The organism is Capillimicrobium parvum, assembly GCF_021172045.1.
Taxonomy (GTDB): Bacteria; Actinomycetota; Thermoleophilia; order Solirubrobacterales; family Solirubrobacteraceae; genus Capillimicrobium; species Capillimicrobium parvum.
Genome location: NZ_CP087164.1, coordinates 5,002,435 through 5,017,430 on the forward strand (window position 1 = coordinate 5,002,435; position 14,996 = coordinate 5,017,430).

At 72.5% G+C, this 14,996-nt stretch carries 15 protein-coding genes; 2 read left to right on the forward strand and 13 right to left on the reverse strand.

Annotated elements, in window-relative coordinates; genetic code table 11:
• Positions 1 to 46 precede the first annotated feature (46 nt).
• From DSM104329_RS24470 to DSM104329_RS24520, 11 genes are all read right to left on the reverse strand, one after another.
• Positions 47 to 484 (reverse strand): Fur family transcriptional regulator, encoded by a 438-nt coding sequence (locus DSM104329_RS24470; protein ID WP_259312474.1) that lies wholly within the window; start codon positions 482 to 484, stop codon positions 47 to 49.
• The gene (locus DSM104329_RS24475; protein ID WP_259312475.1) at positions 481 to 1,326 is read right to left on the reverse strand and encodes a metal ABC transporter permease; all 846 of its coding nucleotides are present in this window, start codon (positions 1,324 to 1,326) and stop codon (positions 481 to 483) included. Before DSM104329_RS24475 ends, DSM104329_RS24470 begins: the two co-directional genes overlap by 4 nt.
• Entirely contained in the window at positions 1,323 to 2,084 is a 762-nt protein-coding gene (locus tag DSM104329_RS24480) for a metal ABC transporter ATP-binding protein (protein WP_259312476.1), read from the reverse strand. The genes DSM104329_RS24475 and DSM104329_RS24480 overlap by 4 nt, the downstream gene beginning before the upstream one ends.
• Complete coding sequence (locus DSM104329_RS24485) at positions 2,081 to 3,829, reverse strand: metal ABC transporter solute-binding protein, Zn/Mn family (RefSeq protein ID WP_259312477.1); 1,749 nt, start codon at positions 3,827 to 3,829, stop codon at positions 2,081 to 2,083. Before DSM104329_RS24485 ends, DSM104329_RS24480 begins: the two co-directional genes overlap by 4 nt.
• Before the next feature lie 139 nt (positions 3,830 to 3,968).
• The gene (locus tag DSM104329_RS24490) at positions 3,969 to 4,130 is read right to left on the reverse strand and encodes a hypothetical protein (protein WP_259312478.1); all 162 of its coding nucleotides are present in this window, start codon (positions 4,128 to 4,130) and stop codon (positions 3,969 to 3,971) included.
• Between the two features lie 59 nt (positions 4,131 to 4,189).
• Positions 4,190 to 4,756 carry a universal stress protein gene (locus DSM104329_RS24495; RefSeq protein ID WP_259312479.1) on the reverse strand — a complete coding sequence of 189 codons (567 nt, stop codon included), beginning with the start codon at positions 4,754 to 4,756 and terminating at the stop codon, positions 4,190 to 4,192.
• Positions 4,753 to 5,877, reverse strand: a complete 1,125-nt coding sequence (locus DSM104329_RS24500) for a histidine kinase (protein ID WP_259312480.1) — start codon at positions 5,875 to 5,877, stop codon at positions 4,753 to 4,755. Before DSM104329_RS24500 ends, DSM104329_RS24495 begins: the two co-directional genes overlap by 4 nt.
• Positions 5,878 to 5,887: 10 nt before the next feature.
• Positions 5,888 to 7,951, reverse strand: coding sequence for a potassium-transporting ATPase subunit KdpB (gene kdpB, locus DSM104329_RS24505; protein ID WP_259312481.1), 2,064 nt, complete (start codon positions 7,949 to 7,951; stop codon positions 5,888 to 5,890).
• Positions 7,948 to 8,529 carry a potassium-transporting ATPase subunit KdpC gene (gene kdpC / locus DSM104329_RS24510; RefSeq protein ID WP_259312482.1) on the reverse strand — a complete coding sequence of 194 codons (582 nt, stop codon included), beginning with the start codon at positions 8,527 to 8,529 and terminating at the stop codon, positions 7,948 to 7,950. Before kdpC ends, kdpB begins: the two co-directional genes overlap by 4 nt.
• Before the next feature lie 10 nt (positions 8,530 to 8,539).
• Positions 8,540 to 10,279 (reverse strand): potassium-transporting ATPase subunit KdpA, encoded by a 1,740-nt coding sequence (gene kdpA, locus DSM104329_RS24515; protein WP_407655948.1) that lies wholly within the window; start codon positions 10,277 to 10,279, stop codon positions 8,540 to 8,542.
• On the reverse strand, positions 10,276 to 10,365 hold the full coding sequence (locus tag DSM104329_RS24520) for a potassium-transporting ATPase subunit F (protein WP_259312484.1): 90 nt from the start codon (positions 10,363 to 10,365) through the stop codon (positions 10,276 to 10,278). Before DSM104329_RS24520 ends, kdpA begins: the two co-directional genes overlap by 4 nt.
• Before the next feature lie 187 nt (positions 10,366 to 10,552).
• Between DSM104329_RS24520 and DSM104329_RS24525 the strand changes: the two genes are divergently transcribed.
• Positions 10,553 to 11,632 carry a magnesium and cobalt transport protein CorA gene (locus DSM104329_RS24525; protein WP_259312485.1) on the forward strand — a complete coding sequence of 360 codons (1,080 nt, stop codon included), beginning with the start codon at positions 10,553 to 10,555 and terminating at the stop codon, positions 11,630 to 11,632.
• Positions 11,633 to 11,772: 140 nt separating this feature from the next.
• Here DSM104329_RS24525 and DSM104329_RS24530 read toward each other — a convergent pair whose 3' ends face one another.
• Together DSM104329_RS24530 and DSM104329_RS24535 are read right to left on the reverse strand one after the other, a co-directional pair.
• The gene (locus DSM104329_RS24530; protein ID WP_259312486.1) at positions 11,773 to 12,084 is read right to left on the reverse strand and encodes an AzlD domain-containing protein; all 312 of its coding nucleotides are present in this window, start codon (positions 12,082 to 12,084) and stop codon (positions 11,773 to 11,775) included.
• Positions 12,081 to 12,740, reverse strand: coding sequence for an AzlC family ABC transporter permease (locus tag DSM104329_RS24535; protein WP_259312487.1), 660 nt, complete (start codon positions 12,738 to 12,740; stop codon positions 12,081 to 12,083). The genes DSM104329_RS24530 and DSM104329_RS24535 overlap by 4 nt, the downstream gene beginning before the upstream one ends.
• A 54-nt stretch (positions 12,741 to 12,794) precedes the next feature.
• Here DSM104329_RS24535 and DSM104329_RS24540 point away from each other — a divergent pair, with 54 nt between their 5' ends.
• Positions 12,795 to 14,687 (forward strand): acyl-CoA dehydrogenase family protein, encoded by a 1,893-nt coding sequence (locus tag DSM104329_RS24540; protein WP_259312488.1) that lies wholly within the window; start codon positions 12,795 to 12,797, stop codon positions 14,685 to 14,687.
• Positions 14,688 to 14,996 lie beyond the last annotated feature (309 nt).

A 14,996-nucleotide genomic window follows, 5' to 3' on the forward strand; every position in this document is an offset into this window, starting at 1 on the left:
GAATGCGGAAGGTGACCGCTCCGCTGGTCGGCCACGTCACATCGGCTTATGAAGCGCAGCGGGCGCACTCGCCGTGGAGGACGACGTCGTGCTCGCCGACGGTGAACGCCGGCACGCGGTCGGCCAGCCGCGCGATGGTGCGCTCGAGCTCGGGATCCTCGAACGGCTGGACGGTGCCGCAGGTGTCGCAGACCATGTGATGGTGGTGGTCGCCGCCGGGCAGCGCGGCCTCGTAGCGCGCGGTGCCCTGCCCGACGTCGAGCCGGCTGACGAGATGCAGCTCGTCGAGCTGCTCGAGCGTCCGGTACACCGACGCGCGGCCCACGGCGCGGCCGTCGGCGCGCAGGCGGTCCTCGATCTCGGCCGCGGTCATGGCGCAGTGGCCCTTGGCGAGAAGCTCGATCACGGCCCTGCGCGAGGCGCCCCGCCGGTACCCCGCGTCGGTCAGCCGCGCCTCTGCGTGCTCGATCCACTCAGCGCTCACGACGCCCCCGAGGGTAGTGGCCCCACCAGCGCGCCCCGAGCCGCCCGCGCGACGAGCGCGGTGGCCCAGAGCGCGACCGTCACGAGCGCGATGGAGGCGCCCGCCGCGGTCCCCGCGTGGTAGCTGAGCAGCAGCCCGCCGAGCCCGCCGGCGACCGCGACGCCGACCGCCACGGCCATCATCGCCGGCATCCGATGGGCCACGAGCCGGGCCGTCGCTCCCGGGCCCACGAGGACGGCGACGACGAGCAGGTTGCCGAGGCCCTGCACCGCGACGAGGATCGCGGCGGCGACGAGGACGAGCAGCGCGGCGTCGACGACGGCCGGGGATGCGCCGAGCGAGCCCGCGGTCGAGCGGTCGAAGCCGACGGCCAGCAGCCGGCCGTGCAGCAGGCGCAGCGCGACGACCACGGCGATCGCCAGCGCCGCGGCGAGCCGCAGGTCGCCGTCGCTGACGCCGAGCACGTCGCCGAACAGCAGCTCCCCGAGCCCGGGCGGCGTGGCGCGCGACAGCGCGAGCAGCACGCCGGCCCCGAGCAGCGCCGTCACGACCACCGCGACCGCGTTGTCGCGGCCGATGCCCGGAACCCGCCCGGCGAGCGCGACCGCCAGCGCGGCGACGACCAGGCCGGCCGCCCCACCGATCAGGATCGGGATGCCGACGAGCGCGGCCGCCACCAGGCCGGGGAAGAGCGCGTGGGCCAGCGACTCGGTGCCGTACGCGAGCTCGTAGAACACGATCCAGCAGCCGAGCAGGCCGCCGGCGATGCCGAGCAGGACGACCTCCAGCGCGGCGCGCTGGACGATCGGGTCCGAGAACGGGTCGGCGAGCCAGTCGATCATGCGCGATCGGGCTCGTGGTCGTGATCGTGGTGGTGCGCGGGCATCACGCCGCGCCCCCCGCCCGGCAGCTCGACGACCTGCGCGCCGTACGTGCGCTCGAGCACGGGCCGCGTGAGCACCTCGTCGGGCGCGCCGAACGCGATCTGCGCGCGGTTCAGGCAGAGGACGAGGTCCCACGCGCGCGCCTGGTCCACCTCGTGGGTCGAGATCAGGAGGCCGCGCCCGTCGGCGGCGAGTTCGGCGAGCAGGCCTTCGAGGCGCCGCGAGCTCGGCTCGTCCAGGCCGGTGAACGGCTCGTCGAGCAGCAGCAGGCCGGCGTCCTGCACGAGCGCCCGGGCGATCAGCACCCGCTGGCGCTGGCCGCCGGACAGCTCGCCGAAGGTCCGCCGCGCCTCGGCGCCGAGGCCGACCCGCTCGAGGGCCTCGCACGCCGCGCGGCGATCGGCGCGGCCGGGGCGCCGCCACCACGGCAGCCGCGCGAGCGTGCCCATGAGCGCGACGTCGAGCGCGCTGACCGGGAAGTCCAGCCGCGAGCGCTCGGTCTGCGGCACGACGGCGCAGCGGGTCGCGACCGCCAAGCCGCCCCGGACGACGGGCAGCTCGCCGAGCACCGCGCGAAACAGCGTGGTCTTGCCGCCGCCGTTGGGGCCGAGCAGCCCGACGCGCTCGCCCGCCCGCAGCGTGAAGTCGAGCCCGTCGATGGCGGGCGCGCCGCCGTAGCCGCCGCTGAGATCGCGGGCGCGGACGAGGACGGTCACGCCGCACCCCCGCCGCAGCGCACCGTGCCGCCGCTCATCCCGCGCGCGATCGCGTCTGCGTTGTGACGCTCGGCCTGCAGGTACGTGGCGCCGCTGGAGCCCTCCGGCCCGAGCGTGTCGCCGTACAGGGTGCCGCCCACGGCGGCCCGGGTCTGCTCGGCGATCGCGCTCGCCAGCTTGCGGTTGACCGAGCTCTCCGGGAAGACCGCGCGCACGCCCTCGTCGCGGATCGTGCGGACCAGGGCGGCCACCTCGCCCGCCGATGCCTGCGCCCGCGTCGTCTGCGACGGGATGACCGCGCCGACCACGTCGAGGCCGTAGCGGTGGGCGAAGTAGCCGAGCGCGTCGTGGTCGGTGACGAGCTTGCGCTGCCCGTCCGGGACGCGGTCCAGGCACCGGCGGGTCTCGGCATCGAGGGCGCGCAGGCGCGTGACGTAGGCGTCGGCGCGGCGCGCGAACGCCGCGCGATGCGCCGGGTCGGCCCGGGTCAGCGCGGCCTGGATCTCGCGCGTCGCCGCGATCGCGTTGCGCGGGTCGTGCCACCAGTGCGGGTCGTGGTCCTCGTCGCCGTGATCGTGCGCGTCGTCCCCCCCGAGCGCGACCGGCAGCCGCGCGCTGAGGTCCGCGACGTCGCCGTCGGCGCCGCCCTGGTCGACCACGTCGCCGATCCAGTGGTCAAGGCCGAACCCGCTGACGAGGATGACCTTCGCCTCGGCGGTGCGCACGACGTCGGAGGGGCGCGGCTCGTACTCGTGCGGATCGGAGTTCGGCTGCAGGAGCTGGGTGACCTCGACCGCATCCCCGCCGACCTGGCGGGCCAGGTCGGCGACGACCGGCGTCGTGGCCACGACCTGGAGGCGATGGGGGTCGGGCGACGAGCCGCAGCCGCCGGCGACGAGCGCGGCGGCGACGGCGGCCAGCGCCGCGAACGCCGCGGCCCGGCGCACCCGCAGGACGCGGACGACGGCCGCGGCGGCGAACACGGCGCCTGAGATGGCGGCGATCGTCGCGCCGGGCGGCGCATCGGTCTGGACGGACAGCCACAGCCCGGCGGTCCCCTCCACCGCGGCGAGCGCGACCGTGGCGATCTGCCAGGGGCGCAGGCGGTCGCAGAGCATCCGGGTCGTCACGGCCGGCACCACGAGCAGCGCGGTGGCGAGCAGCGCGCCCACCGCCGACAGCGCCGCGACGGCGGTGATCGCGACGAGCGCGAGCAGCACGGTCTCGGGCAGGCGCGAGCGCAGGCCGAGCGCCCGCGCCGAGCTCGGATCGAAGCCCTCGGCGAGCCACTGCCGGCCGAGCAGGAGCGTCGCGGCGAGGACCAGGGCGGCGGCGGCGGCGGCGATCGCCACGTCGCTCCAGCTGATGAGCAGCAGCGAGCCGAACAGCAGCGTGTCGACGTTGGCGGCCGAGTGGAACACGTCCGAAGCGAGCACGACGCCGCCGGCGAGGCAGGCGACGAGGACGAGCGCGGTCGGCGGGCCGTGCTCGTCGCGCCCCCGGCGAACGACCACCGCGACGCCCGCGGTGAACAGCGCCGCGGCCCCGAGTGCGCCGAGCGTCGCCGCGAAGCCGAGGCCGTCCGCGACGACCAGGCCGGGGAACGTCGCCGTGCCCACCGCGTGCGCGTGGAAGGCGAGCCCACGGAGCACGATCCACGTCCCGAGCAGGCCGCTGGCGAGCGCGAGCAGCAGGATCTCCACGAGCCCGCGCTGGACGAAGGGAAGCGCGAACGGCTCCAACATGAGACTGAGTCTACTTCTTATTTGTGCCCCGCGCCCCTGCGCCCACCGAGCGTCGACTTCCTCAGCCGTAGGCGCAGAAACTCGACGCTCGGCGCCAGAGCGGGCGGGGCGCCGTCTTTCAGGCGCCCCGCCGTACGCCCTACTGGCCGCAGGTGAGCGCGAGGTTCAGCGTCTGCCCGCGCCCGATGACCAGGCTGCGCCGCTCCCGGACGCGGCCGGTCGCGCTCTCGCACGTGAGCGTGTAGGCCTCGGTGTGGCCCTCGGACACCTCGCGCGTCGTGCGGAAGTGCTCGACCTTCATCGCATGCAGCCGGAAACGGCAGGGTCGAGGCGAACTTGCGCGCATTCGCACGAGCTGGGTCAGAAGTGACCGCGCACGCCGGCGCCCGACACGCTGAGGTGGTCGGCCGGGTCCGGCCGCAGGATGACGACCTCGGCGGGTGCCTTCTCCAGCAGCCACACCAAGTCGTCGCCCGACAGACCGGCGTGCGCGTCATTGGTCGCCGGGACGACGACGCGGTCGACCTGCTCGCCGGCCAGCAGCTGCTCGAGGGCGTGGCGCGGTGTGCGACCCCGGCTCACCCGCGCGTCGACCGCGACGTCCTGGCGCGCCGCGAGCTGCTCGATCGCCTCGAGGACCGGCATGCCATTCGCGCACTGGCGCGGCAGCGGCGCGTCGAGCGCGAGCGTGCGCGGCACGGTCGCCAGGAATGCGGGCATGAGCGTGGCCTCCTCGGCCCGGGCGAGACGCAGCGCCGCGTCGAGCGCGCGCCGCGAGATGGCAGTCCCCGCGAACGGGAGCAGGATGCGGCGGACCTCCCCGGCGCCCCGGGCGCGGCGGGTCCGGCGGCGCCGGCCGATCTCCACGGCGCCGGCGGCGCCGGTCACCAGGCCGATGACGAGCGCGAGCAGGTGCCAGGCCGTCATCGCGTCTCCTCCATGCGGCGGGAGCGGTCGGCGACGATGCGCACGTCGACGCCGGGCGCGGCGCGCATCAGCCGCTGCGGCAGCGGCGTCCGCCAGCGCGCCAGGCCGCCCGAGCGCATCGACTCGCCGACGAGCAGGTATGTCGCGCTGCGCTCGCGGGCGACGCGCGCCGCGACCTCCACCACGTCGTCTCCGTCCTCGACCAGCATCCGGCACCCGAGCACGGAGCACAGCTGGCGCAGCGCCCCCAGCCCGCGCTCCTCGTCCTCGGTGGCCGCCCGGCCCGGCGCCTTGACCCACAGGACGTCGAGGTCCGCGCCGAGGCGCTGGGCCGACCGCCACGCCCGGCGGACGAGGCGCTGGGCGCTCGGAACGGGACGCACGAGGGCGAGCAGACGCTCGCCGACGGCGACGCGCGCCTCGTCGAGCACCCGATCGTCGCGGGTGCCGAGCACCGGGTCCACCTCGATGCGCTGGGCGCCGACCTCCTCGGCGACCTGGCGCAGCGCGGTCTCGCGCAGCGCCCGCAGGTTCTCGATCCGGAAGAAGCCGTTCAGCGCGGCCTCGATGCGCTCGGCCGGGTACACCTTGCCCGCCCGCAGGCGCTCGAGCAGCTCCTCGGGCGTGAGGTCGGCGATGACGATCTCGTCCGCGCGCTTGAGCACCGAGTCCGGCACCGTCTCGCGCACCGTGATGCCGCTGAGCTCCGCGACCATGTCGTTGAGCGACTCGAGGTGCTGGACGTTGACGGTCGACAGGACGTCGACACCGGCGTTCAGGGCGTCCTCGATGTCCTCGTAGCGCTTGCGATGCTCGAGGCCCGGCGCGTTCGTGTGGGCGAGCTCGTCGATCAGGCACAGCTCCGGCGCCCGTCGCAGGATGGCGGGCAGGTCCATCTCCTCGAGCTCCGTCGCCCTGTAGTCGACGCGCCGGCGGGGCAGGATCTCGAGGCCGTCGGCCGCCGCCAGCGTGGCGGCCCGGCCGTGGGTCTCGAGCAGTCCCACGACCACGTCGCGGCCGGCCTCGAGCTCGGCCCGGCCCTCCTGCAGCATGCGCACCGTCTTGCCCACGCCGGCCGCCATGCCGAGGAACACCTTGTAGTGGCCGCGGCCGTCGCGCATCCCCGACCGCCTACGCACCCAGCACGTTGTGCACCACGAGGTCGATCAGCTTGATGCCGACGAACGGCGCGATCAGCCCGCCGAGCCCGTAGAGCAGGAGGTTGCGGCGCAGCAGCGCCGTGGCGCCGAGCGCCCGGTAGCGCACCCCGCGCAGCGCCAGCGGCACGAGCAGCGGGATGATGAGCGCATTGAAGACGATCGCGGAGATGATCGCCGACTCCGGCGTGCCCAGGTTCATGACGTTGAGCCTGTCGAGCGGGCCCGTCGAGTCGCCCGTCGCGGCGTAGGTGGCCACGAAGATCGCCGGCAGGATCGCGAAGTACTTCGCCACGTCGTTGGCGATCGAGAACGTCGTCAGCGCGCCGCGCGTGATCAGCAGCTGCTTGCCCACTTCGACGATCTCGATGAGCTTGGTCGGATTGGAGTCGAGGTCGACCATGTTGCCCGCCTCGCGCGCCGCCTGGGTGCCGGTGTTCATCGCCACGCCCACGTCGGCCTGGGCGAGGGCCGGCGCGTCGTTCGTCCCGTCGCCCGTCATCGCCACCAGCCGGCCCTCGGCCTGCTCGGCGCGGATGAGCTCGAGCTTGCGCTCCGGCGTGGCCTCGGCCAGGAAGTCGTCGACGCCCGCCTCGCGGGCGATCTTCGCCGCGGTCAGATGGTTGTCGCCGGTGACCATCACGGTGCGGATGCCCATCGCGCGCAGCTGCTCGAAGCGCCGGCTCATCCCCTCCTTGACGGTGTCCTTGAGATGCACGACCCCCAGCACCTGGCTGTTGCGCGCGACGGCCAGTGGGGTGCCGCCCTCGCGGGCGATCCGGTCGACCTCGCCCTGGAGCTCGCGCGGCGCCTGACCGCCCTCGGACTCGACCCACGCCACGATCGCGTCGGCGGCCCCCTTGCGCAGGCGGTAGCCGTTGAGGTCCGCCCCGCTCATGCGCGTCTGCGCGGTGAAGGGCACGAAGCGCGCCTCGTGCGCCGCGAGCTCATGCTCGCGGATGCCGTACCGCTTGGCCAGCACGACGATCGACCGGCCCTCGGGCGTCTCGTCGGCCAGCGAGGACAGCTGGGCCATCTCGGCGAGGTCCGCCTCGCTGACGCCGGGCATCGGGATGAGCTCCGCGGCCTGGCGGTTGCCGAGCGTGATCGTGCCGGTCTTGTCGAGCAGCAGCACGTCGACGTCGCCGGACGCCTCGACCGCGCGGCCCGACAGCGCGAGGACGTTGCGGCGCACGAGGCGGTCCATGCCGGCGATGCCGATCGCGCTCAGCAGCGCGCCGATGGTGGTCGGGATGAGCGCGACGAGCAGCGCGATGAGCGTCGTCATCGAGATCTCGGTCCCGGCGAACTGCGCGATCGGCTTCAGCGTGACGATGACGGCGAGGAAGATCAGCGTCAGGCTCGCGAGCAGGATGTTCAGCGCGATCTCGTTCGGGGTCTTGCGCCGCTCGGCCCCCTCCACGAGCGCGATCATGCGGTCGAGGAACGACCGACCCGGCTCCTGCGTGATCTCGACGACGATCCGGTCCGACAGCACCCGCGTGCCGCCGGTCACCGCGCTGCGGTCGCCGCCGGACTCGCGGATGACCGGCGCGGACTCGCCGGTGATCGCCGACTCGTCGACCGAGGCGATGCCCTCGATCACGGTCCCGTCGCCGGGGATGACCTCGCCGGCCTCGACGACCACGACGTCGCCGCGGCGCAGCTCGGAGGCCGGACGGCTCGTGCCGTCCTGCAGGTGGGCGGTCGTCTCGCTGCGCATGGCACGCAAGGACGCGGCCTGCGCTCGACCGCGGCCCTCGGCGAGCGCCTCGGCGACGTTGGCGAACACGACGGTCAGCCAGAGCCAGACGGCCACGGTGAACGTGAACCACGGCGGCTCGTGGCCACCGCCGACCGGCGCGCCGCCGACCGCCTGGACGAGCCAGGCGATGGTGGTGAGCACGGCGCCGACCTCGACGACGAACATCACCGGGTTGCGGAGCTGCACCCGCGGATCCAGCTTGGTCAACGATCCGATGATCGCCGGCCGCAGGATGTCCGCGTAGAACAGGGACTTGGAACGATGGGGGGTCATCGAGCCTCCGTGTCGAGAGCGAGGTTGAGCTCGGTCACGTTCACGCCGGACTCACCGACGAAGCCGAGGAACCGGCCGCTGGTGTGGTCGTCGATGAGCTGCTTGACCCGGTCGAGCGGGATGTTGCGCACCGCCGCGACGCGGCGGGCCTGGATCTCGGCGTTATCCCTGGAGATGAGCGGGTCGACGCCGGAGCCCGAGGTGGTCACGGCATCGATCGGTATGTCCGCCACCGTCAGATCGCGGTTGTAGGGGCGCTCGCGCCGGAGGTACCTGGCGGCCTGCGCGTCGTAGAACGCCTTGGCCGACCGCTGGTTCGGGCCGCGGTTGGAGAAGAACGTCGCGGCCGGGTCATAGCCCGTCTGCGAGGGGCGCGGATGAAACCAGCGCGGTCCGGTCGTCTTCTGCGCGAGCAGCTTCGAGCCGACGACCTTGCCGTCGCGCTCGATCTGGGATCCGTTGGCGTTGCCGGGGAACGCCACCTGGCCGATCCCGGTCATGACGAGCGGATAGGCGAGCCCGAGCAGCAGCGTGAAGACCACGACCGCCACCACGGAGCTGATGAGCGTCTTCTTCATGGCGTCTCTCTCAGAACAACTGGTTGGTCAGGCCCTGGACGACCGGGCCGAGGAGAAGGGCGGGGAAGAACGTCAGCGCGCCGATCAGGACGACGACGAAGATGTTCATCCCGACGAACGTCGGCGTGTCCGTGCGCAGCGTGCCCAGGCCCGCGGGCGCGACCTTCTTGCGCACCAGCGTCCCGGCGACGGCGAGCACGAGAACGATCGGGATGTAGCGGCCGAGGAGCATCGAGAACCCGCCCATGAGGTCGGCGAACGTGACGCCGTGGGCGCCGACGTTGCCCGCGACCGGCTGGAGGTAGCCCGTGTAGCCGGCCCATGCCGAGCCGTTGTTGTTGGCCTGGCTCATGTACGCGTAGAGCGTCTGGCTGAAGCCCTGGGGTCCCGAGGCGTAGATCGACGGGGCGCCGTACTTCGTGGCCAGGGCGAGCCCGGTGAAGAACAGGACGATCAGCGGCGTGAAGATCACCGCGACGCTGACGAGCTTGATCTCCCGCGCCTCGATCTTCTTGCCGAGATACTCCGGCGTGCGCCCGACCATCAGGCCGCCGATGAATACGGCGAGCAGGACGTAGAGCAGCATCGTGTACAGACCGGTGCCGACCCCGCCGAAGACCGACTCCGAATAGCTCAGGTTGATCATCGGCACGAGGCCGCCGATGCCGGTCAGCGACTCGAAGGCCGAGTTGACCGCACCGCAGGAGACGACGGTGGTGATGGCCGTGAACAGCGACGAGTTGGCGATCCCGAAGCGGACCTCCTTGCCCTCCATGTTCCCGACGCCGTGCAGGCCGGCGAGGTGCTGGGCCGGCGTCACGTCGGACTCGGCGACGTAGACGATGACCACCGAGACGACGAAGAGGATCGCCATGGCGGTGAAGATCGACCAGCCCTGCCGGCGGCTGCCCACCATGCGCCCGTACGTGTAGGTCAGGGAGGCGGGGATGCAGAGGATGAGGAACATCTCGATCCAGTTCGCGAGCTGGCTCGGGTTCTCGAACGGCATCGCCGAGTTGACGTTGAAGAAGCCGCCGCCGTTCGTCCCGAGCATCTTGATCGCCTCCTGGGAGGCGACCGGGCCGACCGCGAGCTTGGAGTCGGTGCCGTTGAGCGAGGTGAAGTGCACGGAGCCGCCGAGCGTCTGCAGCGCGCCCTGGGAGATCAGCAGGATCGTCGCGACGATCGCGATGGGCAGCAGGACGTAGAGGACGGCGCGCGTCAGGTCGACGAAGAAGACGCCGAGCCCCTGCTCGCCGCTGCGCCTGTTGGCGATCCCGCGGATGAGCGCGATGACCACGACGATGCCGACGGCGGCCGAGATGAAGTTCTGGACGGCCAGCCCGGCCATCTGGCTGAAGTACGAGAGCGTGGTCTCGCCGCCGTAGAACTGCCAGTTCGTGTTCGTCAGAAACGACGAGGCGGTGTTGAACGACAGGTCCCAGGTGCCCGAGTGAAACCCCTCCGGGTTCCACGGGTGGATGGTCTGGGTGCGCAGGATCAGGTACAGCAGCAGCCAGAACAGCGCGGAGAAGACGATGAGCGTCCCGGCGTAGGACTTCCAGCCCTGGGAGCGCTGGGGATCGACGCGCAGGATGCGGTACAGCAGGCGCTCGACCGGCGCCAGCACCGGCGTCAGGAGCACCCGCTCGCCGGTGAAGACCCTCGCCATGTAGCCGCCGAGCAGCGGCACGGCGGCCACGATCATCGCGCAGAAGACGGCGATCTGGATCCATCCCTGGAGCATCAGAACCGCTCGCCGCGCAGGAGCGCGTAGAGGAGGTAGACGAAGACGAGGCCCGACACGATCAGGCCCATGAGGTCGGCGCCGCTCATACCCGGTCGAAGGCCTCGATCGAGAGGTACAGGACGACGAACACGACGACGCCGATGGCGATGGCGAGGAAGTCCATGACCGCGACGCTAGGTCCGCTCTCGTCAAGCCGGCATGAAGCTCCGGGGCCCGCCCGTACAGATTGTGTAAAGGCCATCGGAGGCAGGCGCTGGGGTTTACGCTCCTACCGTGCCCGGCGACCGATCGTCCTGGCTTCCGCTTCCGCGCCGCGAGGAGCGCGCGACCGTCGTCCAGCCGCCCGAGCCGGCGCCCGGCCGCTCGGCCGGCGCCGCGATCGTCGACTGCGCGCTCTACGAGGACGGCTGCCGGCGCGGCGGGCGCCTGAGCGTGCAGCAGGCCGTCCAGCAGGCGGTGGAGCGCGATCACGGCTTCGTCTGGATCGGCCTGCACGACCCGAGCTCGGACGCGGTCGAGGAGATCGGGCGTCGCTTCGGGCTGCATCCCCTTGCGGTCGAGGACGCCGTCCACGCGCACCAGCGCCCCAAGCTCGAGCGCTTCGGCGACACGCTGCTGATGGTGCTCAAGACCGCGCGCTACGTCGACAGCTCGGAGCTCGTGGAGATCGGCGAGCTCGCGGTGTTCGTGGGGCGCCGCTTCGTCGTGACCGTGCGCCACGGCGAGGGCAGACCGCTCGCCGGCGTGCGCCGAGACGTCGAAGCGCACCCGAAACTCCTCGACCTCGGTCCGAGCGCCATCCTGTACGCCGTCGCCGACCGCGTCGTCGACGACTACGAGGCGGTCATCGAGGGCGTCGCCGTCGACCTCGACGAGCTCGAGGCCGACGTCTTCTCGGGCACGCGCTCGAACCCGGCGGAGCGCATCTACCGGCTCAAGCGCGAAGTCATCGAGTTCCGCCGCGCCGTCGCGCCGCTGGCGGCGCCGATGCAGCGGCTGGCCGACGGCGGCGCGACGCTCGGGCTCGACGACCGTGTCGCCGAGTACTTCCGCGACGTGACCGACCACCTGCTGCGCGACATCGAGCAGATCGCCGCCTTCGACGAGTTGCTCAACGGCGCCCTGCAGGCGAACCTCGCGCAGCTCAGCACCCGCGACAACCAGGACATGCGTCGCATCTCGGCGGTGGTCGCGATCCTCGCGGTGCCGACCATGGTCTTCGGGCTGTACGGCATGAACTTCGATCACATGCCGGAGCTGCACTGGAGGTTCGGCTATCCGGCCGTGATCCTCGTGGTCCTCGTCGTGTGCGCGCTCCTCTACCGCCAGTTCCGTCGCGCCGGCTGGCTCTGACGGGCCTCAAGCGCCGGCGAAAGCGCCTGTTCATCGCCACCTCCCACATCGCGGTCGACGCATCCGACGACGTCAAGCTCCCGCGCCACCGCACCGTGATCGTGGGGGCGCGGATCGAGGTATAGGCGGTTCGGCCGCCGTCAGAACGCGAGCCGCGCGAGGGCCGTGACCACCGCCGCGATGACGATGATCGCGATGATCGGCAGGCGCGCGGCGATGGCCAGACCGGCGGCGGCGAGCCCGGCCACGCGCGCGTCGATCGTCAGGCCCGTCGGGTGGCCGCCGAACGTCTGGTAGACGACGAGCGAGGTCAGCACCGCGGGCGCCACGAGGACGATCACGCCGAGCGCGCGCTCCGACGGCGTGCGGGAGCCGAGCAGCAGCGGGCCGGACGCCTTGATCAGGAACCCGCCGATCGTCAGCCCGGCGATGGTGACCCAGACGGCGGTCACCGGCGCAGTCCGATCAGTGCGGCCGCCGAGGCCGCGACGACCGGCACGCCCGCGGGCGCGACCGGCATCAGCGCGAGGGTGATCGCCGCCGACAGCACGATCACCGCGATCGCCATCCGGTCGCGGGCCTCCTCGGCCAGCAGCGCGAGGTAGAACGCCGGGAAGATCGCGTCGAAGCCGAGCTGGGCGGGGTCCGGGATCACCCCGCCGAGCAGCACCCCGGCGACCGTGCCGCCGACCCAGCAGCACCACTGCGGCACGGTCGCGCCGACGAGGATCTCGCGGTCGAAGCGCCCGCCGCCCTGCCCGGCGATGACGAACGACGCGTCGACGATCGCCTGGGACTCGACCGCGCGCCGAGCGCGGCTTCCGCGCAGCCACGGCGCCAGCGCGAACGACATCGGGATGAAGCGCGCGTTCATGAGCAGGCCGGCGGCGATCGCGGCCCCGGCCGCCCCGCCGGCCTCCAGGACGCTCGTGGCCGCGAACTGGGCACCGCCGGCGAAGACGATCGCGGACATGATGCTGCCGGCGGCCGACCCCACGACCGGCTGTGCGAGGACCCCGAAGGACATGCCGAGCACGAGCGTCGGCACCAGCAGCGGCAGGGCCGCGCGCAGCCCGTCGCGCAGGGTGTGCCTTGGCGTCTCCTCCATCCGATGGCGGGACGTTAGCCGTCGGTTGACTCACGGATCGGGTATCCAACGGCCATGGCCGCGAACCCCACGTATGAGCAGTCCAAGCAGGTCGCCGAGGAGAGCCGCGAGACCGAGTGGACCCAGCCGTCGTTCGGCAAGGAGCTCTTCCTCGGCAGCTTCCGGCCCGACCTGATCCATCCGCAGCCGCGCGAGGCGCCCGAGGTCACCGCCCGCGGCGAGGAGTTCCTCGGCCGGCTGCGCGCGTTCCTGACCGAGCGCGTCGACCCCTTCCAGATCGAGCGCGACGCGAAGATCCCCGGCGACGTGCTCGACGGGCTCAAGCAGCTCGGCGCGCTCGGGATGAAGGTCCCCGTCGAGTACGGCGGGCTCGGCCTCTCGCAGGTCTACTACAACAAGGCGCTCGCGCTGGCCGGCACCTGGCACTCGTCGATCTCGACGCTGCTGTCCGCGCACCAGTCGATCGGCCTGCCCGAGCCGCTGCGCATGTTCGGCTCCGAGGAGCAGAAGAGCGAGTGGCTGCCGAAGGTCGCTCGCACGCACGTCTCCGCCTTCCTGCTGACCGAGCCCGACGTCGGCTCGGACCCCGCGCGCATGAGCACGACCGCGATCCCGACCGAGGACGGCCGCGGCTTCCGGCTGAACGGCGTGAAGCTCTGGGCGACGAACGGCGCGATCGCCGACGTCGTGATCGTGATGGCGGTCGTCCCGAAGAGCGACGGCCATCGCGGCGGGATCAGCGCGTTCATCTGCCCCTACGACGCCCAGGGCATCACCGTCGAGGCGCGCAACGAGTTCATGGGCCTGCGCGGCATCGAGAACTCGCTGACGCGCTTCGAGGACGTCTTCGTGCCGAACGACAGCCTCATCGCCGGCGAGGGGAAGGGGCTGCGCATCGCCCTGTCGACGCTGAACACGGGCCGGCTCGCCCTGCCCGCGATCTGCTCGGCGATGAGCAGGTACGCACTGAAGATCGCGCGCGAGTGGTCGGGCGAGCGCAGGCAGTGGGGCGTGCCGATCGGCGAGCACGACCCGGTTGCGCAGCACCTGGCGTTCATCGCCGGCTCGGCGTTCGGCATCGAGGCGGTCGTCGACGTCTCGAGCCGCCTGGCCGACGACAAGCGCAACGACATCCGCATCGAGGCCGCGCTGGCCAAGCTCTACGCCTCCGAGCTCGGATGGCAGGTCATCGACGCGATGATCCAGGTGCGCGGCGGGCGCGGGTACGAGACCGCGGAGTCGCTGCGCCGGCGCGGCGAGAAGCCGGTGCCCGCCGAGCAGCTGCTGCGCGACATGCGCATCAACCGGATCTTCGAGGGCTCGACGGAGATCATGCACCTGCTGATCGCCCGCGAGGCGGTCGACCAGCACCTCGCGGTGGCCGGTGACGTGCTCGACCCGAAGACGGCGATCGCCGAGAAGGCGAAGGCCGCCGGCAAGGCGGGCGCGTTCTACGCGAAGTGGTTCCCGAAGCTGGCGGTCGGCTCGGGGATGAAGCCGGGCTCCTTCGAGGAGTTCGGCCCGCTCGCCGAGCACATGCGCTACGTCGAGCGGGGGTCGCGCAAGCTCGCGCGGTCGACCTTCTACCTCATGGGGCGCTACCAGGCGTCGCTGGAGCAGCGCGGCAAGCTGCTCGGCCGCATCGTCGACATCGGCGCCGAGCTCTACGCGATCGCGTGTGCGTGCGTGTACGCGACGACGCTGGACCGCGAGGAGGCGCGCGAGCTGGCCGCGCTGTTCGCGCGCCAGGCGCGCCGGCGGGCGGACCGGCTCTTCGGCGAGCTGTGGTCCAACGACGACGCGGCGCAGTACCAGACGGCGCAGCACCTGCTCGCGGGCCGATACACGTGGTTCGAGGACGACGTGCTCGACCCGGCGGGCGAGGGCCCGATGATCCCCGAGCACGAGCCGTCGGCACGCAGGCAGTTCGAGGAAGCGACGAAGTAGGCGGCTGCGGGGCGGCGCTCAGCGCCAAGGGCCAGAGCGGGTTCACGTCCATATGCGACGTCAACACGCCGCGCCCCTTGCGCGCGACCGGGCCGCCGCGGCGATCCTGTCGCGATCACGGCGCCCTACGCCGTCACCGCGACAGGACCGCCCACGCGACGCGGCGACGCGACCCGCGATCACGGCGCCCTACGCCGTCACCGCGACAGGACCGCCCACGCGAGCGGCGACGCGACCCCTTGCGTTCCCCTCGGATGCCGCGCACCACGCCCGCACGCGGGCCGACGTGCCGCGCTGAGCTCGGCACCG

Excerpts from the sequence above, each read along its gene's own strand:
- DSM104329_RS24475 (WP_259312475.1), bottom strand. The coding sequence starts at position 1,326 with ATGATCGACTGGCTCGCCGACCCGTTCTCGGACCCGATCGTCCAGCGC.
- DSM104329_RS24485 (WP_259312477.1), bottom strand. The coding sequence starts at position 3,829 with ATGTTGGAGCCGTTCGCGCTTCCCTTCGTCCAGCGCGGGCTCGTGGAG.
- DSM104329_RS24490 (WP_259312478.1), bottom strand. The coding sequence starts at position 4,130 with ATGAAGGTCGAGCACTTCCGCACGACGCGCGAGGTGTCCGAGGGCCAC.
- DSM104329_RS24495 (WP_259312479.1), bottom strand. The coding sequence starts at position 4,756 with ATGACGGCCTGGCACCTGCTCGCGCTCGTCATCGGCCTGGTGACCGGC.
- DSM104329_RS24500 (WP_259312480.1), bottom strand. The coding sequence starts at position 5,877 with ATGCGCGACGGCCGCGGCCACTACAAGGTGTTCCTCGGCATGGCGGCC.
- kdpB (WP_259312481.1), bottom strand. The coding sequence starts at position 7,951 with ATGACCCCCCATCGTTCCAAGTCCCTGTTCTACGCGGACATCCTGCGG.
- kdpC (WP_259312482.1), bottom strand. The coding sequence starts at position 8,529 with ATGAAGAAGACGCTCATCAGCTCCGTGGTGGCGGTCGTGGTCTTCACG.
- DSM104329_RS24520 (WP_259312484.1), bottom strand. The coding sequence starts at position 10,365 with ATGAGCGGCGCCGACCTCATGGGCCTGATCGTGTCGGGCCTCGTCTTC.
- DSM104329_RS24535 (WP_259312487.1), bottom strand. The coding sequence starts at position 12,740 with ATGGAGGAGACGCCAAGGCACACCCTGCGCGACGGGCTGCGCGCGGCC.
- DSM104329_RS24540 (WP_259312488.1), top strand. The coding sequence starts at position 12,795 with ATGGCCGCGAACCCCACGTATGAGCAGTCCAAGCAGGTCGCCGAGGAG.